The 20,086-nt window shown below is 60.3% G+C and carries 17 protein-coding genes; 13 read left to right on the top strand and 4 right to left on the bottom strand.

The genetic code is table 11. The annotated features are described in order from the left end of the window. Positions 1–274 precede the first annotated feature (274 nt). Complete coding sequence (locus TX24_RS04925) at positions 275–1,621, top strand: NCS2 family permease (RefSeq protein WP_057709804.1); 1,347 nt, start codon at positions 275–277, stop codon at positions 1,619–1,621. 65 nt (positions 1,622–1,686) lie between these two features. Next, positions 1,687–2,325, top strand: coding sequence for a LysE family translocator (locus TX24_RS04920; RefSeq protein ID WP_003192811.1), 639 nt, complete (start codon positions 1,687–1,689; stop codon positions 2,323–2,325). Here the strand turns inward: TX24_RS04920 and TX24_RS04915 are convergent. Further along, complete coding sequence (locus TX24_RS04915; RefSeq protein WP_244175813.1) at positions 2,309–7,498, bottom strand: dermonecrotic toxin domain-containing protein; 5,190 nt, start codon at positions 7,496–7,498, stop codon at positions 2,309–2,311. The two genes, TX24_RS04920 and TX24_RS04915, sit on opposite strands and share 17 nt — an antisense overlap. 155 nt (positions 7,499–7,653) lie before the next feature. Next, complete coding sequence (gene uraH, locus TX24_RS04910; protein WP_003192814.1) at positions 7,654–8,007, bottom strand: hydroxyisourate hydrolase; 354 nt, start codon at positions 8,005–8,007, stop codon at positions 7,654–7,656. Positions 8,008–8,436: 429 nt separating this feature from the next. Here uraH and puuE point away from each other — a divergent pair, with 429 nt between their 5' ends. The 8 genes from puuE to TX24_RS04875 all read left to right on the top strand — a co-directional run bounded on the left by puuE (position 8,437) and on the right by TX24_RS04875 (position 15,647). Beyond that, a complete protein-coding gene (gene puuE, locus TX24_RS04905; protein ID WP_003192817.1) occupies positions 8,437–9,363 on the top strand; it encodes an allantoinase PuuE in 927 nt (308 codons plus the stop codon). After that, entirely contained in the window at positions 9,360–9,875 is a 516-nt protein-coding gene (gene uraD / locus TX24_RS04900) for a 2-oxo-4-hydroxy-4-carboxy-5-ureidoimidazoline decarboxylase (RefSeq protein WP_003192819.1), read from the top strand. Before puuE ends, uraD begins: the two co-directional genes overlap by 4 nt. Positions 9,876–9,916: 41 nt before the next feature. After that, positions 9,917–10,912 carry an allantoicase gene (alc, locus tag TX24_RS04895; protein ID WP_017137848.1) on the top strand — a complete coding sequence of 332 codons (996 nt, stop codon included), beginning with the start codon at positions 9,917–9,919 and terminating at the stop codon, positions 10,910–10,912. Between the two features lie 135 nt (positions 10,913–11,047). Next, the gene (locus TX24_RS04890; RefSeq protein ID WP_003192823.1) at positions 11,048–11,551 is read left to right on the top strand and encodes an ureidoglycolate lyase; all 504 of its coding nucleotides are present in this window, start codon (positions 11,048–11,050) and stop codon (positions 11,549–11,551) included. 51 nt (positions 11,552–11,602) lie between these two features. Beyond that, positions 11,603–12,886 carry a urate hydroxylase PuuD gene (locus TX24_RS04885; RefSeq protein WP_003192825.1) on the top strand — a complete coding sequence of 428 codons (1,284 nt, stop codon included), beginning with the start codon at positions 11,603–11,605 and terminating at the stop codon, positions 12,884–12,886. 195 nt (positions 12,887–13,081) lie between these two features. After that, positions 13,082–14,425: a nucleobase:cation symporter-2 family protein gene (locus TX24_RS04880; protein WP_032896003.1), complete on the top strand. Its 1,344-nt coding sequence runs from the start codon at positions 13,082–13,084 to the stop codon at positions 14,423–14,425. A gap of 44 nt (positions 14,426–14,469) precedes the next feature. Continuing rightward, positions 14,470–14,838, top strand: a complete 369-nt coding sequence (locus TX24_RS31760; RefSeq protein ID WP_137204238.1) for a hypothetical protein — start codon at positions 14,470–14,472, stop codon at positions 14,836–14,838. 23 nt (positions 14,839–14,861) lie between these two features. Further along, positions 14,862–15,647, top strand: coding sequence for an outer membrane protein OmpK (locus TX24_RS04875; RefSeq protein ID WP_003192827.1), 786 nt, complete (start codon positions 14,862–14,864; stop codon positions 15,645–15,647). Positions 15,648–15,755: 108 nt separating this feature from the next. On the opposite strand, the gene TX24_RS04870 is transcribed toward TX24_RS04875, so the two are convergent. Together TX24_RS04870 and TX24_RS04865 are read right to left on the bottom strand one after the other, a co-directional pair. After that, complete coding sequence (locus tag TX24_RS04870) at positions 15,756–16,904, bottom strand: patatin-like phospholipase family protein (RefSeq protein ID WP_057709803.1); 1,149 nt, start codon at positions 16,902–16,904, stop codon at positions 15,756–15,758. Between the two features lie 30 nt (positions 16,905–16,934). Then, on the bottom strand, positions 16,935–17,870 hold the full coding sequence (locus TX24_RS04865) for a lipid A biosynthesis lauroyl acyltransferase (RefSeq protein WP_003192830.1): 936 nt from the start codon (positions 17,868–17,870) through the stop codon (positions 16,935–16,937). 119 nt (positions 17,871–17,989) lie between these two features. On the opposite strand from TX24_RS04865, the gene minC reads away from it, so the two are divergent. The 3 genes from minC to minE all read left to right on the top strand — a co-directional run bounded on the left by minC (position 17,990) and on the right by minE (position 19,997). Continuing rightward, positions 17,990–18,727 (top strand): septum site-determining protein MinC, encoded by a 738-nt coding sequence (gene minC, locus TX24_RS04860; RefSeq protein WP_003192832.1) that lies wholly within the window; start codon positions 17,990–17,992, stop codon positions 18,725–18,727. Positions 18,728–18,926: 199 nt separating this feature from the next. Next, a complete protein-coding gene (gene minD, locus TX24_RS04855; protein ID WP_003192835.1) occupies positions 18,927–19,739 on the top strand; it encodes a septum site-determining protein MinD in 813 nt (270 codons plus the stop codon). Positions 19,740–19,742: 3 nt separating this feature from the next. Continuing rightward, positions 19,743–19,997, top strand: coding sequence for a cell division topological specificity factor MinE (minE, locus tag TX24_RS04850; protein ID WP_003175252.1), 255 nt, complete (start codon positions 19,743–19,745; stop codon positions 19,995–19,997). Positions 19,998–20,086: the final 89 nt, after the last annotated feature.

Raw genomic sequence — 20,086 nt, 5'->3', positions numbered from 1 at the left:
CCGCGCTGACCGAATGCTTGCGCCCACAAGGTGCGGGTATCGAGGGCTTGTTTCAAGGCGTCGCGCAGAATAAATCCCCTGGCGTGGGCCTTTCATCCCTTTTCGCCCAGATAATCGAAAACATTATTTGCTTTATTTGTATACAAAAGCATAATTCGCTTCGTGCGAGTTCCTGACCTTTCGGTCAACAAACCCGCCAGCACCTCAAAGCGCCGTTGCCCACTCATGTAACCGGCGCTGGAAATAACAATAAAACGATTGAGGAGTAATCGCTGTGGATAGCCGCAAAACCGAAGCCCCTACGTTGGACCTGGCCGCGCCCCGAGGCAGTTGGCTGGAACGCCTGTTCAAACTGCGCTTGCATGGCACCACAGTGAAGACCGAGCTGATCGCCGGCCTCACCACCTTTATCACCATGGCCTACATCATCTTCGTCAACCCCAATATCATGGCCGATGCCGGTATCGATCACGGCGCGGCCTTCGTCGCCACCTGCATAGCGGCCGCGCTGGGTTGCCTGCTGATGGGCCTGTACGCCAACTGGCCCGTGGGCCTGGCGCCGGGCATGGGCTTGAACGCATTCTTCACCTACACCGTGGTCGGCACCATGGGCTACACCTGGGAGACCGCCCTCGGCGCGGTGTTTATTTCCGGCGTGCTGTTCATGATCCTCACGCTGTCGCGCATCCGCGAATGGCTGCTCAACAGCATTCCGGTCAGCCTGCGCCATGCCATGGGCGCCGGCGTGGGCTTGTTCCTAGGGGTGATCGGCCTGAAAACCGCCGGCATCATCGTCGACAGCCCGGCCACGCTGATCAAGCTCGGTTCCCTGCACGAGCCGGCACCGCTGCTGGCGGCCGTGTGTTTCCTGCTGATTGCCATCCTCAGTTATCACCGCGTCTTCGGCGCCATCCTGATCAGCATCATCGCCGTAACCCTGGCCGGCTGGGGCCTGGGCCTAGTGCACTACAACGGCATTCTCGCCACCCCACCGAGCCTGGCACCGACCTGGATGGCAATGGACGTGATGGGTGTGTTCAATGTGAGCATGATCAGCGTGGTATTTGCCTTTCTTTTTGTACACATGTTCGACACTGCCGGTACACTGATGGGCGTTGCGCAACGCGCAGGCCTGGTGAATGCCGATGGCAAGATCGACAACCTGTCTCGCGCGTTGAAGGCTGACAGTGCGTCCAGCGTGTTCGGCGCCATGGTCGGTGTACCGCCGGTGACCAGCTATGTAGAAAGCGCCGCCGGTGTGGCTGCTGGCGGCCGTACGGGTTTGACCGCAGTGACCGTGGGCGTGCTGTTCGTGGCGGCGATGTTTTTTGCGCCGCTGGCCGGCATGATTCCCGCCTACGCAACGGCGGGCGCGCTGATTTATGTAGCGATGCTGATGATGGCGAGCATGGCCCATATCAATTGGGATGAGGCCACCGACAGCATTCCGGCGATCGTCACCGCGATCATGATGCCGCTGACGTTTTCGGTCGCCGACGGCATCGCCCTGGGCTTTATCACGTATGTGGCGTTGAAGGCCGGCACCGGTAAATACCGCGAGATTTCCATCAGCCTGTGGGTACTGTGCGCGATCTTTATCGCCAAGTTCATCTTCCTGTAGTTCGGGAACGGCTGAAAAACCGCCTCACCTTCGGGTGGGGCTTTTGCATGAAGGGAGGACTGTAAATGACCTTGGAAACCTGGCTGCTGTTCAGTGGCGCTGCACTGGTGGTGATCCTGATTCCTGGCCCGCTGTCGCTGTTGATGATCAGCAACAGCCTCAACTACGGCCTGCGCCGCTCCTACCCTGCGTTTCTGGGCGGCGTGTTCGCCTCGATCTGCCTGTTGAGCGCCTCGGCCCTGGGCCTTGGCGCGCTGTTGCTGGCTTCTGAGCAATTGTTCAGCGCATTGAAGATCGTCGGCGCGCTGTACCTGTTCTACCTCGCCTGGCAAAGCTGGCAACAGTCGCGCCAGCCAAGCCAGGGTGCACAAGTACCGCAGACCCCGGCCGTGCCGCGCTTTCGCGCCTTGTTTGGCCGTGCCTTTGTACTGGGCGCCAGTAACCCCAAGGACATTCTGTTTTTCGCCGCCTTCCTGCCGCAATTTCTCAGCGCCCAGCAAGCCTTTTTACCGCAACTGCTGATCATGATCGCCACCTGGACGGTGCTCGACCTGCTGTGCAAGCTGGCTTACGGCCTCGGCGCCCATGGCGCAGCGCGGTATTTGCGCAGCGGCGCCGGCCAGAGCTGGTTCAACCGCGTCAGTGCGGCCCTGTTCGGTTGCGCCGGCCTGGCCTCGCTGATGAAGGTCAGGGGTTCAGTTTGATGAAGTAAACCGTGGGCGAGACATCGCTCCCGGTCGGCCACTGAATACCCGCCAGGATCCGTACCAGGCGCTGTTGACGCATGGCACTGCTGACTTCGTCAGCTAACGCCACGTTGGTATAGGTCCTGAGCCCGGTCACAAGCCAATTGTCGCTTAACGTCGAAAAAAGGCGCAAAGACGGCCTTTCCGCCCACAGGTATGACACGTAATAAAGCCGAGATGGTGAGTTGGGGTGGGTGGCCAGCGTCTCCCGCCGGATCGTCCCGTAACGCCGCACATTGACATGCCTGAGGGTGAAGCCCTGTTCCTCAAGCAACGTACTGACCGCTGCATATTGGGCGGTATTTCTTTCGCTCGCGACTGCCTTGCCACCGCGACGCAGGGTGCGTGGCGGCCTCACAGGTGGCAGGAAGTCAATACGGGTCAAGCCCGGCGCAGCGCCCTGGAAGCTTATGAAGGTCGTGTTGGGTGCCCTATCGGTAGGCCGCAACATCCGCAATAAGTCATCGGTGCGGCCAGGCCGCACGGGGGCCGGCGGCAACCATTCGTCCAGGGTTGCACGCACTCTGAGCAGATGCGTGGCAGTTGCCGGGCGCGCCGGACCCGACAATTCGATCAAGCGGCTCACCACATGATCTCGGGTCCTGTTGGTAAGGGTGGGAAAGGCGATGGCCACGGACTGCTCCAACGGCCGGTCGAAAATCGGCGCATGCAAATGCCAGGCGCCCGTTGCCGTGCGGGATGCAGGTAACGGCTGTTCGAGCAGGTCGTTGCTGGTCCAACGCAGGATGTCAACGCTGGCCAATGACACCAGCGGCTCATTCCTGGTGATGAACACGATACCATGAAGCCCGGCATCCTCACCTGGGGGCAGCAACCGGTAAAAACGGCTGCTCGGATCGGTCAGGCTGGAACGTTCAGGCGCAACACGCAGCACATGGTGAGGATAGCCTTGAGGGTCCGCTGCGACATGAAATATCCCTGGAGCGGGCGAGCTCGATAGCTGGCCTGGATGAAGCTGAGTCTGCCAATCCAACCAATGCGTGGCTGTGGTAGAGAACTGGCGAATCCTGTCTTCGCTCGCTACACGCACCGGCGGTTGCCAGTCCGACACGTCAGGCCTCGGAGGTTGCCACGGCCGATGGGTTCCCGAACTCGGCCCCGGAGTTGGCGCGTCCGCGCCCAATAACCATTCTTCGGGCTGATAGATATGCACGAGCAACTCATCTTCTTCGCCTGCCTGTTTGTTTTTCAGGCGTAATGAGTGTTCGTTCTGGCGCCGGTACACCGGATAACGATGCGTATCATCCGCCAGGAAGGCCTCGCCATTTTTGACGTACACACCCTTTTCACCCACGCCTCTCAGCGCGACAGCGTCTTGAGGCACGCCCTTTAGCCGAAAATGCTCCAGGGCTTTGAGCTGGGTAATTGGCCGTGATATCCCAGCGGCCAGTGTTCTGGGCGCCGTCATGTGCAGGTGGCGGATTCGACTCAACCCGGTGGCCAGCGAACGCCGCGTTATTCCTCCCACGGCGCCCGCCCTGGTTTTGGCGCCGGGTATAAAACCCAATAACAGTTCAACCGTCAGAAAAATGCTCATGAAGCCAACATCAACCGCATCCGAGGAACGGCCAAAACGGTGGTACCGCCGCGCAGCCAGCAGCAACTCGTAGAAGTCGTTGACCATGCCGTAAGGCGGCACGAAAAAACCCACCAAGGCGCGCATGCGCGTATCATTTTGCTCCTCCAGGCGTTTGGTTCGATAGCGGTCCAATGCCTTGCTGGAATTGCACGCCGCCTGGGTTCGGCGCTGCAAATCAAGCACCCAGGCCTTGTACAGCAACGCGTTGGCATCGCTGTGGGCAGTGGGCACGATCGCCAGCGCGTTCAGCGGGTCAGTATCGACCTGCTCCTGGAACTGCTTTTCAATGTCCTGCGGCACCGGCGTCGGCTCCAGATGCTTGACCGCAAAGGAGCGAATGAACTTCACGCCCCGCCACACACCGGAAAAGAACGTGGCCCGCAGCAGTTCGTCCAGCGTAGCGTCGGGCTCGGCATCATGGGTGACGGCCTCGAATGCCCAGCCCGGTGCGACCTGCCGCGCCAGCTGTTTGGCGTGCTCGGCCTGGGTCGCGATGCGATTGAGCGCCACGTGCGCCTCTTGCACGCTGGCGTATTCGGTAACGGCCAAGGCAGTGGCAGCGTTCGGCCAATACACTACGCAGCGCCCATTGGCCTGATCCTGCATGACCACAATGCCGGCGATGTAGCGATCATGCTGCAGCGTGTGCCCCACCAGATGCACCACTGACAGGCTCAGTCGATGGCCATTCTTCAGCAAGTCCTCTGGCGTTCGCGCGGCCATCGCTGTATTGAACAGGCTTTGCGCGGGTGCACTCAGCCCCTGGCGGATGGCCGAATACAGCCGTACCTTGGCACAGTCGCGCAACATGCGCTGCATCAGTTCCGGAATACGGCCTTCGCTCAGCCCTTGGGCCGCAGGCTCAAACGTGCGCTCGATCTTTGCTGCGTATTGACCGCCGATATCCAGCGCGGAGATTGTCTTGATCAGGTAGTCCGCATCCAGCCGTCTGCGCCAGTCCGGCTGCAGGTAGGTGGCGTGGTTCAAGCGCTTGCGCGTCCAGGGCGCTTGCGGGTCGAGGTTATGGAGCGCCAGTTGCAGCAGGCTGAAAGTGCTGCGCTCAAGGCTGGGGGTCTGAATTTCCTTGCGATCGCCCGGTGTGCAGCGGCTTTCATAACCGCAGAAACTGCTGGCGACGTCGTCCGGCATAGTCAGTAAGGGCTGCTCGATATCCAGCCCCGGATAGAAACCGTCCTCTGTTAAACGGGCGATCAAGGCAGTGCGGGCGAAGGTCTCCAGGTCTTCCAGACGCTGCTCAAGCCGGTTTTCAACCGCGAGGACGCTGGCCAAGTGTCGGCCCTGCAGTTTCTTGAAGATCTTGCGCTGGGCGCTCGACGCGCCCGCCAGCCATGCCGGCAGCTTTTTCGCATCGGCGGTGGCTTTGCGCAGTACATCAAGATGGGCCTGGCTCTGCTCAAGCAGATCATTGGCCGGTACTTTCAGATGTTCGCCCAGTTCTATCAGCAGTAGATCACGGCTGAACGCAGGGCTCTTAACCTCACCGAAAAGCTGCGTCGCGTCCGCCGAGCTTGTGTGCAAAGTCCCATAGTGCTTCATCAGTTTTTTGAACGAAAACTCCAGAGGCCCTTTTTCGATCAGCTCGTAGCGCACTGCCAAGGTGCCTCGCGCGGCATGCTTGCGTAGGTCTTGCCGTACCTTTCGCTCGATGCACCTCCAGAGCACTGACTCATCACTGCTGTTGAAACTGGCCAACAGGCTTTTAGTCAGGGCTTGCAGACTGGAAAAAGACAGCACCCCGCCCGATTGTCCAAACCCACATAGCACCACCGGGACCGAGCGGCCAGGCTTCTCAACGGCCGTCGCTGTGGTCACCACCATCAGGTTATGCACGTGGTAGAACGCATCCGGCGCACTGCCCACCGAAACCGACAAGACGCGTGCGTCACCGTATTCACGCTTGGCGGCCTGGTGCTGGTCCACTATCTTGATCACCAGGTCTCGATGTGCCGTGGGTATCAGCTTGAGCCGGTGCTGCAATTGGACCTCGCAGCGCAAGGCCTCGCCTTGAGCCTGCAAAAACAGGGTGGCGCGCTTTTCGGTCTGGGTAGGACGTTCGATCCAGAACCCATACTCATACAGCCGTTTCTGCGCACCGCTGCTCAGTGAGTCCATGGTTTGCGCATGCTCCTGGAGCTCGCGCGCGAGGGCCACAACCTCCTGAAATTGCGTGGTATCGACGCTGGGATCAGCCACATCGAGTAACGCGAGCAAGCCCTTTTCGTAGCGTTTGAGCCGAGCATGCATCGCGAGCATGGGTTGGCCGGACAAAAGATTGGCAAAGCAGATTTCCCGTCGCCGACGCCGCGCATCCCATTCCAGCAACGACTTGCCTGATGCACCCAGCCGCGCCTCACCGACCAATTGCTTTCTGGCACGTTCGATAAACGTCAGAAAAGGCGCAGCCGTCAGCGGCTGAGGCGGCGGCCGTCGTTGGGAATATAGGTGGCTCTGATTGATCGCCAACGCACAGGCCAATTCATTTTCCCACTGGCCGTCCAACAGCGCTTGCGCGCTCAACGCCAACGCATCCCCGTCCAGTACCGAACCACGGGCAACACTGCTCGCCGGGGTGTAGTGCGTGGGCCGGCAAAGTTCATGGCGGCGCTTGAGCGGCAGGCACTGCCAAAGCTCGTCGAACAACGCCTGGCTGGTCAGTTTCAGCAGGCCGCACTGCAGGAAGAAGAAGCTCGGATACTCATAAAAATTGCGCGCTACACCCGGCAGGTAGATCACATGCGGCACATCACTGGGGTCATCCGCACGATAGATGTGCAAGGCGCCGGGGATCGCTACCGCGGGTGAGCCGGGCCACATCAATTGGCTGGCGCGCACACTGGCCCAGTCGCCCCCGGCCCGCTGGCGAGCTTCGGGGCTCGGCGCATCGATCAGCGCCTGGACCAGGCTTGACGCCTCACTCGACAGCTCGCCCAACTGCCCCGCGATAAAGGCCCGATCAGCGAACAACTCGGCCTGCAATTGGCACCAGTGTTCCTGACGCGTCTGCCAGGAGCCGGCCACCAGTGTTTCCCAGTAGCGGCTGAACGCGGGGGCCAGACGTTCGAACAGCTTCATCGCGAGTACTTGCTGCAGCACCTGCAAGGGCGTCAACGGCCACACACGGGCCGGTTCATCCTTGACGCTCAGCGTGGTGAACTGATTGAGGTTGATTGGCACGGCAGGTAGCGCCAGCGAGAGCAGCGTCCGTTCCGTCAGGGTGTCGACCCTGTGCAGTGCTGGCGGCGGCATGGCTTGGGTGAACAGTAGTTTGTCCGGGTCGATGTCGAACGCTTTGCGCAGTGCTGCGCGAATCACCTTCAAGACTTTGGGCGCGCGTACCGTCAAATGCATCAGGGCTTTGGTTGTGTTGGCGCATCGTTGGTCGGCAAGGCCGAGCTGGTTGATCAGGCGGCTGGGCTGCGGGTGGCTGTTGATCCGTCGTGACAGTTGGCTGCGCATTTGCTGTATGGACGCTTGCGCAGTGGGGTCGGTCGTGTCGATGGGTGGGGCCATGATGTTTTCTTAACCTGAGGAAAACACCCAGCCTAGGCACGCCACTGACGCAACAGGCGTTAGATAGTTGAACAAACGCCAGGCAAAAAAAAGCCCGCAGTGTGCGCGGGCGAAACCAACGAAGAGCATTTGGGGGTGTGAAGCGAGGTGACGACTCAGCTACCGCGATAAGTGGAGTAGCTGTAAGGCGAAATCAGCAGGGGCACATGGTAATGGTCCTGTTCGGCACTGATGCCAAAGCGCAGTACCACCACGTCCAGAAAAGCCGGCTCGGGCAACTGCACCCCACGGGCCCGGTAGTAATCACCGGCGCTGAACTGCAGTTGGTACACGCCGCTGCGGTAGTCCTCGCCTTGCAGCAGCGGTGCGTCGCAACGGCCATCGCTGTTAGTGGTGGCGGTAGCGACCAGCTCCAGCTGCGCGCCTTCGACGCGGTACAGCTCAACCTTGATGGCGCTGCCGGGGCAGCCGTGCGCGGCGTCCAAAACGTGTGTGGTCAAACGTCCCATGGCTTTTATGCGCCTCCCGAAGTCAGTCATAGAGAAACCCGCACTCTTTCAGGGCAGTGAAAAAGCCGGCGATGGCTGATTAAGACATTTTTCTAAAAAATTGTACACAATAAATTCAACAGCCTTCCAACCCCCTGTAGGAGCGAGCTTGCTCGCGAAAAACGTCAACGATGACGCGGACTATCAGGATTAAAAGTGGCGCCCTCAGGTTTTTCGCGAGCAAGCTCGCTCCTACAGTGGGCTTTTTCATCTTAACCTGACCACTTAGGCAAGTTTCTTGCAGACAGACCGTTCAGAAAAAATGCAGAAATGCAGGCTTACAAAGTTTGCGATAAGTTGTATACAATCACTCATCGCTGTGACGCCACTCAGTCATTCCACTGCCCGGCCGCCACACATTTGCTACCACGAACAAGAAGGAAGACTGCAGTGAGCGCTGACTACCCACGCGACCTGATCGGTTACGGCAGTAACCCTCCTCACCCCCACTGGCCGGGCAAGGCACGCATTGCGCTGTCGTTCGTACTCAACTACGAAGAAGGCGGCGAGCGCAACATTCTGCACGGTGACAAAGAGTCAGAAGCCTTCCTCTCGGAAATGGTCTCGGCCCAGCCGCTGCAAGGCGAGCGCAACATGAGCATGGAGTCGCTGTACGAGTACGGCAGCCGTGCCGGCGTGTGGCGCATCCTCAAGCTGTTCAAAGAATTCGATATCCCGCTGACCATCTTCGCCGTGGCCATGGCCGCCCAGCGCCACCCGGATGTGATCCGCGCAATGGTCGAGGCCGGCCATGAGATCTGCAGCCACGGCTACCGCTGGATCGACTACCAGTACATGGACGAGACCCAGGAGCGCGAGCACATGCTCGAAGCCATCCGCATCCTCACCGAACTCACCGGTGAACGCCCACTGGGCTGGTACACCGGCCGCACCGGCCCCAACACCCGCCGTTTGGTGATGGAGGAAGGTGGCTTCCTGTACGACTGCGACACCTACGACGATGACCTGCCCTACTGGGAACCCAACACCCCCAACGGCAAGCCGCACCTGGTGATCCCCTACACCCTGGACACCAACGACATGCGCTTCACCCAGGTGCAGGGTTTCAACAAGGGCGATGACTTTTTCGAGTACCTCAAGGACGCCTTCGACGTGCTGTACGCCGAAGGTGCCGAGGCGCCGAAGATGCTTTCGATCGGCCTGCATTGCCGCCTGATCGGCCGCCCGGCACGCCTGGCCTCGCTCAAGCGCTTCATTGAATACGTCAAAGGCCATGACCAGGTGTGGTTCACCCGCCGCGTGGACATCGCCCGTCACTGGCACCAAACCCACCCCTGCACGGGAGCGGCGAAATGACTGCGTTCCAAACCCTTAAACCCTCGACCTTGAGCCGCGACGCATTCGTCCAAGCCTTCGCCGATATCTACGAACACTCGCCATGGGTGGCCGAAAAGGCCTTCGACCTGGGCCAGGATACGTCGATCGACCAGATCGAAACCCTGCACCAGCGCATGAGCGATATCCTGTTGAGTGCTGATCACGCCTCGCAACTGGCGCTGATCAATGCTCACCCGGACCTGGCAGGCAAAGCCGCCGTCCAGGGCCAACTGACCCAAGCCAGCACCGATGAACAAGCAGGCGCGGGTATTCACCAATGCACGGCCGAAGAGTTTTCTCGCTTCACCGAGCTGAATGAGGCCTACAAAGCTAAGTTCAAGTTTCCCTTCATCATGGCGGTAAAAGGCAGCAACCGGCATCAGATCCTCGCCGCGTTCGAAACGCGCATCCACAACTCTGCAGACGCTGAGTTCAAGTGCGCGCTGGACGAGATCAACAAGATCGCGTTGTTCCGCTTACTGACCCTCTAGCAGTCCATCCCCAGCCACTCTATCTAAGGCAGACAAGAAGAATGAAAGCTTACGCCGTACCTTTCGAGAAGTTCGTCAACCTGGCCGACGCCCGCCTGGGCACCAAGATCATCTCGGTGACCGATGACTGGTTCGCTGACGCCAACCGCCTGTTCCAGCCGACCCCGGCCGTGTGGAAGGAGGGCGTTTTCGATGACAACGGCAAGTGGATGGACGGCTGGGAGTCACGCCGCAAGCGCTTCGAAGGCTACGACAGCGCGGTGATCCGCCTGGGCGTGCCGGGTTCGATCAAAGGCGTGGACATCGACACTTCATTCTTCACCGGCAACTTCCCGCCGTCGGCCTCCCTGGAAGCCTGCTTCCTGGCCTCGGGTGAGCCGGATGCCAATACCCAGTGGGTGGAAGTGCTGTCAGCCGTCGAGCTGCAAGGCAACAGCCACCACTACCACGAGATCAACAACGACCAGGCGTTCAGCCACCTGCGCTTTAACATCTACCCGGATGGCGGCGTAGCCCGTCTGCGTGTGTACGGTGTGCCGTTCCGCGACTGGTCCTCGGTGGGCGACAACGAACAGGTCGACCTGGCTGCCGCGCTCAATGGCGGCCGTGCCCTGGCCTGCTCCGATGAACACTTCGGCCGCATGAGCAACATCCTCAACCCAGGCCGTGGCATCAACATGGGCGACGGTTGGGAAACCGCGCGTCGTCGTACGCCAGGCAATGACTGGGTGATTGTCGCCCTGGGCCACCCGGGCGAGATCGAGAAAATCGTGGTCGACACCCTGCACTTCAAGGGCAACTACCCGGACACTTGCTCGATCCAGGGCGCCTTCGTGAAAGGCGGCACCGACAGCCAGATCGAAACCCAATCGCTGTTCTGGCGCGAATTGCTGCCGGCGCAGAAGCTGGAAATGCACGCCGAACACACCTTCGCCGAGCAGATCAAAGCGCTGGGGCCGATTACCCACATCCGCTTGAACGTGTTCCCGGATGGTGGGGTGAGTCGCCTGCGCGTCCTGGGCAAGGTCGCCAAATAACACCCGATCGTCCCCACGCTCTGCGTGGGGATGCACCCCGTGACGCTCCGCGTCACACAGCGGACGCAGAGCGTCCAGGGCAGCGTTCCCACGCAGAGCGTGGGAACGATCTATAGACAAGACAAGAAGACAGCCATGCGCACACTGATGATCGAACCTTTGACCAAAGAAGCCTTCGCCCCCTTCGGAGACGTTATCGAAACCGATGGCAGCGATCACTTCATGATCAACAACGGGTCGACCATGCGCTTTCACAAACTGGCCACGGTCGAAACCGCGAAGCCGGAAGACCACGCCATCATCAGCATCTTCCGCGCCGACGCGCAGGACATGCCGCTGACTGTGTGCATGCTGGAGAGACACCCGCTGGGCAGCCAGGCTTTCATTCCGCTGCTCGGCAACCCCTTTCTGATCGTGGTCGCGCCACTTGGCGATGAACCTGTATCAGGCTTGGTCCGCGCCTTCGTCACCAACGGCAGGCAGGGCATTAATTACCATCGCGGCGTCTGGCACCACCCGGTGCTGACGATCGAAAAGCGGGATGACTTCCTGGTGGTTGATCGCAGTGGCACAGGCAATAACTGCGATGAGCATTTTTTCAAAGAGGATGAGCGGTTGATCCTCGCCCCCCACCAATAAGAGAAGGTCTGATCACCCGACAACAAGGGTGACAGGCGAGAGGTAAAGACTGTGGAAGCACATCTGTTGGAATGGCTGAACCTGAGCGTGCGCTGGGTTCACATGATCACTGGCGTCGCCTGGATCGGCGCTTCTTTCTACTTCGTCTGGCTGGAAAACAACCTTAATCGCGTCAACCCCAAGAACGGCCTGGCCGGTGACTTGTGGGCGATCCACGGTGGCGGTATCTACCACCTGGAAAAATACAAACTGGCCCCGCCGACCATGCCGGACAACCTGCACTGGTTCAAATGGGAAGCCTATTTCACCTGGATGTCGGGCGTCGCGCTGCTGTGCGTGGTGTTCTACCTCAACCCCACGCTGTACCTGCTCGCCCCCGGCAGCAGCCTCAGCGGCACCGAAGGCGTGTTGCTGGGCATCGGCTCACTGTTCGCCGGCTGGTTCATCTACTCCTTTCTGTGCGACTCGGCCCTGGGCAAACGCCCTGCCCTGCTCGGCTTGATCCTGTTCGTGCTGTTGATTGCGGCGGCTTACGGCTTCAGCAAGGTATTCAGCGGCCGGGGTGCCTACCTGCACGTGGGTGCGGTGATCGGCACGATCATGGTGGGGAACGTGTTCCGCATCATCATGCCGGCCCAACGCGCGCTGGTGGCGGCCATCGCCGAGAACCGCACACCCGACCCGGCGCTGCCGGCCAAGGGCCTGTTGCGCTCACGCCACAACAACTACTTCACCTTGCCAGTGCTGTTCATCATGATCAGCAACCACTTCCCGAGCACCTATGGCAGCCAATACAACTGGCTGATCCTGGCCGGGATCGCGGTGGCGGCGGTGTTGGTGCGCCATTACTTCAACACCCGGCATGACAGCCAGAAGTATGCGTGGACCTTGCCCGTGGGCGCCTTGGCGATGATCAGCCTGGCCTACGTGACCGGGCCCAAACCGGCTGAACCGATTGCCAAGGCACCGGCTGCCATCGAGTACCAACCCCTGCCGGAAACTGCATTGGGCGGTGGCTTGAAACCCGCCGCGCCTGCCGCACCCGCCGCTGAACCGGCACCGGCCCAGGCCACCACGGACTTCGGCCAGGTGCACCACGTGATCGAGCAACGCTGCACCGTGTGCCACTCGGCCAAGCCCACCAGCCCGCTGTTCAGCACCGCTCCGGCTGGGGTGATGTTCGACACACCGGCACAGATCCAGCAACAGGCCGCGCGCATTCAAGCGCAGGCCGTGGCCAGCCAGATCATGCCGCTGGGCAACATTACCCAGATGACCCAGCAGGAGCGGGATTTGATCGGCACCTGGATCAACCAAGGGGCCCGTACCAACTGACTGTTTCACACCGTTCCCATGTGGGAGCTGGCTTGCCTGCGATAGCGGTAGATCACCAACGCTTTCGTTGACTGACACACCGCCATCGCAGGCAAGCCAGCTCCCACAAGGGAGATCAGTAATGGCTTGAAGATTGAGTTTCATCCGGCAATTGAATGCCAAACAACACAAAAATAAAAAGATTCGAGGTGTTGCATGTCCCAGTTAGAAACGCAGACTCCTGCCGCGCCCGCCATGGTGCGGCTGCCCCTCTTGCAATTGATTCTGGTAGGCCTGCAACACGTCTTGCTGATGTACGGCGGTGCCGTCGCCGTGCCCCTGATCATTGGCCAAGCCGCCGGCTTGAGCCGTGAAGAAATCGCCTTTCTGATCAACGCCGACCTACTCGTAGCCGGTATTGCCACCATGGTGCAGTCGTTCGGCATCGGCCCGATGGGCATCCGCATGCCGGTGATGATGGGCGCCAGTTTTGCCGCCGTGGGCAGCATGGTCGCCATGGCCGGCATGCCCGGCATCGGTTTGCAGGGCATCTTCGGCGCGACCATCGCCGCTGGGTTCTTCGGCATGCTGATCGCGCCGTTCATGTCCAAGGTGGTGCGCTTTTTCCCACCGCTGGTGACCGGTACCGTGATCACCGCCATCGGCCTTTCGCTGTTTCCCGTGGCGGTGAACTGGGCCGGCGGAGGTAGCGCCGCCGCCACGTTTGGCTCGCCGGTCTACCTGGCGATTGCCGCCCTGGTACTGGCCACGATCCTGCTGATCAACCGCTTCATGCGCGGCTTCTGGGTGAACATCTCGGTGCTGATCGGCATGGGCCTGGGTTACGCGCTGTGTGGCGTGATCGGCATGGTCGACCTCAGTGGCCTGGCCCAGGCGCCATGGGTGCAGGTGGTAACGCCGTTGCACTTTGGCATGCCCAAGTTCGAGTTGGCGCCAATCCTGTCGATGTGCCTGGTGGTGGTGATCATTTTTGTCGAGTCCACCGGCATGTTCCTCGCCCTGGGCAAGATCACCGGCCAGGAGGTCACGCCGAAGATGCTGCGACGCGGCCTGTTGTGTGATGCCGGCGCGTCGTTCTTTGCCGGCTTCTTCAACACCTTTACCCACTCCTCCTTCGCCCAGAATATCGGCCTGGTGCAGATGACCGGCGTGCGCTGCCGCTCGGTCACGCTCATGGCCGGCGCGTTCTTGATCGTGCTCAGCCTGCTGCCCAAGGCGGCCTATCTGGTGGCGTCGATTCCACCTGCGGTACTCGGCGGCGCGGCGATTGCGATGTTCGGCATGGTGGCGGCAACCGGGATCAAGATTCTGCAGGAAGCCGACATCGCCGACCGCCGTAACCAGTTGCTGGTGGCAGTGAGTATCGGCATGGGCCTGATCCCCGTGGTACGCCCGGAGTTCTTCGCACAGCTGCCGTTGTGGATGAGCCCGATTACCCACAGCGGCATCGCCATGGCCACCCTCAGTGCGCTGTCGCTGAACATCCTGTTCAACATTCTCGGCGGCGCTGAGCGCCCCGAAGTCGCACATACGCATTGATTCCTTTGTTAGTACAAAAATAACAACAAACAGGGAACACCCACATGCACAACCTTGACATGGGGCCGGCCACACGCCGCGCCCCATTCTTGCCCCTCGCGCTCTGTTACAGCGCACTTGAGCCCAGGCCTGGGAGCCAGTATTCTCCGCGCCCGCTCGAATCGACTCAAAAAAAAACAGCGAATGTAAAAGCTGACCTCAAGGCCAACTTATCCCGGCCTGATGTTTGCTGCCAAAGTGCACAAAAGTCCCCTGAATTCGACTGCATCCGCTGCAGCCGACGGGGATTTTTTGGCTTTTTGAACACCTTGGCGCAGCTCTTGCTAAAAGCATCAAAGCTGACCGAACAGACGATTTTTGCAGCGAACCAAAAGGCGCCACACCAGAGCGCCTGCGTAGAAGAAAAACCATAAAATTTTAACTCGGGAGCAACCGAATGAAACCTATGTTCAAAGGCCTGATGCTGGCAGGATCACTGTTGGCCGGTGGCCAAGCCGTAGCCGGTGACTTGTTGCAGTGGCAAAACAACAGCCTGACTTACCTGTGGGGCAAGAGCTTTACCGTCAACCCGCAGATCCAGCAAACCGTCACCTTCGAACATGCCGACGCGTGGAAGTATGGCGATAACTTCTTCTTCCTAGACCGTATCTTTTACAACGGCAAGGAAGACGGCAATGTCGGCCCGAATACTTACTACGGCGAGTTCAGCCCGCGTTTGTCGTTCGGCAAGATCCTGGACAAGGACCTGTCGTTCGGCCCAATCAAGGACGTGCTGCTGGCCTTCACCTACGAGTTCGGCGAGGGCGATAACGAGTCCTACTTGCTGGGCCCGGCATTCGATTTGAACATTCCCGGTTTCGACTACTTCCAGCTGAACTTCTACCAGCGCCAGACCGAAGGCAATCGCCCGGGTGACGGCGTGTGGCAGATCACCCCGGTGTGGTCGTACACCATTCCCGTGGGTAATTCTGACGTGCTGATCGACGGTTTCATGGACTGGGTGGTGGATAACGACAAGAACGCCCGCGGCACTTACCACGCCAACCTGCACTTCAACCCACAGGTCAAATACGACTTGGGCAAAGCCTTGCATTGGGGCGACAAGCAGTTGTATGTGGGTTTTGAATACGACTATTGGAAGAACAAATACGGGATTGAAGACAGCGGCGCTTTCAAGACGACTCAGGACACGGCAAGCTTCCTGGTCAAGTACCACTTCTAAAGGTTGATCGCGGTTCCTTGTGGGAGCTGGCTTGCCTGCGATCGCGGTGTGTCTGTGCCAGCAGTGTTGGCTGGCATACCGCTATCGCAGGCAAGCCAGCTCCCACATTCAGTTCGGCGTCAGGCCGAGGAAACGGGTGATTTCTTCGCGCTTGGCCAAGGCATCCTTGCGCCCCAGTTCGATCAACTCGCTGCAATACTTCGCCTCGAACAACAGATAACTCAACACCCCCGCGCCGCTGGTCTTGGTCGCCCCAGGCCCCCGCAAAAACACACGCAGTGCCGCCGGCAATTCCTGGCGATGTCGCGCGGCGATTTCATCGATGGGCTGGCTGGGGGCAATCACCAGCACCTCCACTGGCGCCAGGCCCTGGACCGCCGCATCCACAGGCACGACGCGGCTGAACTGGTTCAAGCGCTCCAGCAGCTCGATATCGCTTTCCAGGCTGTCAATGAACGTGCTGTTGAGCATGTGCCCGCCAATTTGCGCCAGGGTCGGTTGCTGGCCGGTGTAACTGCGTTGCACCGAAGGTTCATTGCCCCGAGGGTTGCCACTCACCCCCACCACCAACACGCGACTGGCGCCTAGGTGCAAGGCCGGGCTGATGGGGGCGGACTGGCGCACCGCGCCATCGCCGAAGTACTCCTGGCCGAGTTTGACCGGGGCAAACAGCAGCGGGATCGCCGAACTGGCCAGCAGGTGCTCTACGGTCAATTGGGTGGGCACACCGATACGCCGATGGCGCAGCCAGGCATCAATGGTGCCGCCGCCCTGATAGAAGGTCACCGCTTGCCCGGACTCATAACCAAACGCGGTCACCGCCACCGCCTGCAAATGCTGGCGACGGATCGCCTCGTCGATGCCGCCAAGGTTCAAGCGCTCTTGCAACAAGTCGCGCAGTGGCGAGCTGTTGAGCAATGCCACCGGCACCTGGCTGCCCAGGCCCAAAAGGCTATGGATCAGGAAACGACTGGCCTGGCGCATCACCCCCGGCCAGTCACTGCGCAGCACCTGGTGGCTGCGAAAGCCCTGCCAGAAGGACGTCAGCCGTTGGATGGCCGCGGAAAAATCGCTGGCGCCACTGGCCAGGCTCACCGCATTGATCGCACCAGCGGAGGTGCCGACGATCACCGGAAAAGGATTCGCTGCCCCCGCAGGCAGCAACTCGGCAATCGCCGCCAACACCCCCACCTGATACGCCGCGCGCGCCCCGCCGCCGGAAAGAATCAAACCTGTGACCGGTTCCGCTGGGCGCATTGCGTCACTCCATGTGAGAAGGGGTTGGGGTTATCGACGGCGCTTTTCGTACAACTTGGGCTCACCCGGTGGCCGGCTCTTGAACCGGCGGTGCGTCCACAGGTATTGCTCGGGGCATTCGCGCACCGAGGCTTCGACCCACTGGTTGATGCGCAGGCAGTCGACCTCGTCGGTTTCACCCGGGAAGTCGGTCAGCGGCGCATGGATTACCAGGCGGTAACCGCTGCCGTCAGCCAGGCGCTCCTGGGTAAACGGCACCACCAGCGCCTTGCCCAGGCGGGCGAACTTGCTGGTGGCGGTGACGGTGGCGGCCTGGATGCCGAACAGCGGCACGAAGATACTTTGCTTGGCGCCGTAGTCCTGGTCTGGCGCGTACCAGATGGCCCGGCCGGCGCGCAGCAGCTTGAGCATGCCGCGCACGTCGTCACGCTCCACGGCCAGGGAGTCGAGGTTATGGCGTTCGCGGCCACGGCGCTGGATAAAGTCGAACAGCGGGTTGCCGTGTTCGCGGTACATGCCGTCAATGGTGTGCTTTTGCCCCAGCAGCGCCGCGCCGATTTCCAGGGTGGTGAAGTGCAGCGCCATGAGAATCACGCCCTTGCCTTCCAACTGCGCCTGCGTGAGGTGCTCCAGCCCTTCGACATGGGCCAGGCGCGCCAGGCGCGGCTTGGGCCACCACCAGCTCATGGCCATTTCAAAGAAGGCGATGCCGGTGGAAGCGAAATTTTCCTTGAGCAGGCGTTTGCGTTCCTTGGCGGATTTTTCCGGGAAGCACAGCTCAAGGTTGCGTGCCGCGATACGGCGACGATCACCGGCCACACGGTACATGCCCGCGCCCAGCAGGCGACCAATGGTCAACAGGGCCCGATACGGCAATTGAGTGACCAGCCACAGCAGGCCGAGCCCCAGCCATAGCAGCCAAAAACGCGGGTGAAGAAATACAGCTCGAAAACGCGGGCGATCCATTACAGATTCCGGTAAAGACAAGGGCCGCGCATTCTACAACGGTTCGACTCGGCTTGCGGCGGGTGAGTGTTCTCGTTATAAGTCTCGACACTTTTCGTGACAAGCCGCTTTCGCCGACCATGAGCCAAACCGAACCGCTAGACCAAGATCCCGTGTTCCAGCTAAAAGGCAGCATGCTCGCCATTACCGTGCTGGAACTGGCCCGCAATGACCTCGACGCCCTGGACCGCCAACTGGCCGCCAAGGTCGCCCTGGCGCCGAACTTCTTCAACAACGCCCCGCTGGTGCTGGCGCTGGACAAGCTGCCGGCTGGCCAGGGCGTGATTGATTTGCCCGGCCTGATGCGCGTATGCCGTTCCCACGGCCTGCGCACACTGGCGATTCGCGCCAGCCGCATCGAAGACATCGCCGCCGCCATCGCCATTGAACTGCCAGTACTGCCACCGTCCGGCGCCCGCGAGCGTGCGCTTGAGCCATTGGTCGGCGAAGAAAAGAAAAAACCGGAAAAACCACCCGAGCCTGCGATCAGGCCTACAAAGATCATCACCTCGCCGGTACGCGGCGGGCAGCAGATTTACGCCCAGGGTGGCGACCTTGTGGTGGTCTCCTCGGTCAGCCCGGGGGCGGAACTTCTTGCCGATGGCAACATCCATGTATACGGCCCGATGCGCGGACGCGCCCTGGCCGGCATCAAGGGTGATACCAAGGCGCGTATTTTTTGCCAGCAGTTGACCGCTGAGCTGGTTTCCATCGCGGGTCAGTACAAGGTTTCCGAAGATTTGCGCCGCGATCCACTGTGGGGCGCTTCGGTACAGGTCAACCTGTCGGGCGATGTGTTGAACATCATCCGTCTTTAACGGATACTGCCGCATTTTCCAAGCATCTCTAGACTCTGATAGCAAAGCGAAACCGGCAAGACTTGTGTAGGACTTTTTGGAAGTTGGTGTTTCCCCATGGAAACCTCGGCTTTTTCCTGCAAAGGCTGTCCGCCTGCGGCGAGTTTCAAGAGATGTTTTTCAGGGACCGAAAGTCCTTTTTCCTTAGGGGTGAAACACCTTGGCCAAGATTCTCGTGGTTACATCCGGCAAGGGTGGTGTGGGTAAGACCACCACCAGCGCCGCTATCGGTACCGGCCTCGCTCTGCGCGGCCACAAGACAGTCATCGTCGACTTCGACGTCGGCCTGCGTAACCTTGACCTGATCATGGGCTGCGAGCGTCGCGTGGTGTACGACTTCGTCAACGTGGTGAACGGCGAAGCCAACCTGCAACAGGCCCTGATCAAGGACAAGCGCCTTGAGAACCTGTACGTGCTGGCCGCCAGCCAGACCCGCGACAAAGACGCGCTGACCAAAGAAGGCGTGGGCAAAGTCCTCGCCGAGCTCAAGGAAACCTTCGAATACGTAGTATGCGATTCGCCGGCCGGTATCGAAACCGGTGCTCACCTGGCGATGTACTTCGCCGACGAAGCCATCGTGGTGACCAACCCGGAAGTGTCCTCGGTACGTGACTCGGACCGCATGCTCGGCCTGTTGGCCAGCAAGTCCAAGCGCGCCGAAGAAGGCCAGGACCCGATCAAGGAACACCTGCTGCTCACCCGCTATAACCCGGAGCGCGTCAACAACGGCGAAATGCTCGGTGTTGAAGACGTGAAGGAAATTCTCGCCGTGACCCTGCTGGGCGTGATCCCGGAATCCCAGGCCGTGCTGAAAGCATCCAACCAGGGCGTACCGGTGATTCTCGACGACCAGAGCGACGCCGGCCAGGCGTACAGCGATGCCGTGGATCGCTTGCTGGGCAAGACCGTGGAACACCGCTTCCTCGATGTCAAGAAGAAGGGATTCTTCGAGCGTATCTTTGGAGGCAACTAAACAATGAAATTTCTCGACTTCTTTCGCGCCAACAAAAAACCCAGTACCGCATCGGTCGCGAAAGAGCGTCTACAGATCATCGTGGCGCACGAACGCGGCCAACGCAGCACCCCGGACTACCTGCCAGCCTTGCAGAAGGAACTGGTCGAGGTGATCCGCAAGTACGTCAATATCGGCAACGATGACGTGCATGTCGCCCTGGAAAATGACGGCAGCTGCTCGATTCTGGAACTCAATATCACCCTGCCCGATCGTTGATCGAACGGGCGGTCGCCACGGCGGCTCTGCTACCTGGCCCTGTACTGCTGTAGGAGCGAGCTTGCTCGCGAAAAACCTGAGAACACCGC

Origin of the sequence: Pseudomonas lactis, assembly GCF_001439845.1 — a bacterium.
In the GTDB taxonomy this organism is placed as follows: Bacteria; Pseudomonadota; Gammaproteobacteria; order Pseudomonadales; family Pseudomonadaceae; genus Aquipseudomonas; species Aquipseudomonas lactis.
Note: the sequence above shows the minus strand (reverse complement) of the source record. Positions and strands in the feature narration are given on the sequence as shown.

What these genes read in the sequence shown, in the direction of transcription:
- TX24_RS04920 (WP_003192811.1), top strand. Translation starts at nt 1,687, where the DNA reads ATGACCTTGGAAACCTGGCTGCTGTTCAGTGGCGCTGCACTGGTGGTG.
- TX24_RS04915 (WP_244175813.1), bottom strand. Translation starts at nt 7,498, where the DNA reads ATGGCCCCACCCATCGACACGACCGACCCCACTGCGCAAGCGTCCATA.
- uraH (WP_003192814.1), bottom strand. Translation starts at nt 8,007, where the DNA reads ATGGGACGTTTGACCACACACGTTTTGGACGCCGCGCACGGCTGCCCC.
- uraD (WP_003192819.1), top strand. Translation starts at nt 9,360, where the DNA reads ATGACTGCGTTCCAAACCCTTAAACCCTCGACCTTGAGCCGCGACGCA.
- alc (WP_017137848.1), top strand. Translation starts at nt 9,917, where the DNA reads ATGAAAGCTTACGCCGTACCTTTCGAGAAGTTCGTCAACCTGGCCGAC.
- TX24_RS04890 (WP_003192823.1), top strand. Translation starts at nt 11,048, where the DNA reads ATGCGCACACTGATGATCGAACCTTTGACCAAAGAAGCCTTCGCCCCC.
- TX24_RS04880 (WP_032896003.1), top strand. Translation starts at nt 13,082, where the DNA reads ATGTCCCAGTTAGAAACGCAGACTCCTGCCGCGCCCGCCATGGTGCGG.
- TX24_RS31760 (WP_137204238.1), top strand. Translation starts at nt 14,470, where the DNA reads ATGCACAACCTTGACATGGGGCCGGCCACACGCCGCGCCCCATTCTTG.
- TX24_RS04875 (WP_003192827.1), top strand. Translation starts at nt 14,862, where the DNA reads ATGAAACCTATGTTCAAAGGCCTGATGCTGGCAGGATCACTGTTGGCC.
- TX24_RS04870 (WP_057709803.1), bottom strand. Translation starts at nt 16,904, where the DNA reads ATGCGCCCAGCGGAACCGGTCACAGGTTTGATTCTTTCCGGCGGCGGG.
- TX24_RS04865 (WP_003192830.1), bottom strand. Translation starts at nt 17,870, where the DNA reads ATGGATCGCCCGCGTTTTCGAGCTGTATTTCTTCACCCGCGTTTTTGG.
- minC (WP_003192832.1), top strand. Translation starts at nt 17,990, where the DNA reads ATGAGCCAAACCGAACCGCTAGACCAAGATCCCGTGTTCCAGCTAAAA.
- minE (WP_003175252.1), top strand. Translation starts at nt 19,743, where the DNA reads ATGAAATTTCTCGACTTCTTTCGCGCCAACAAAAAACCCAGTACCGCA.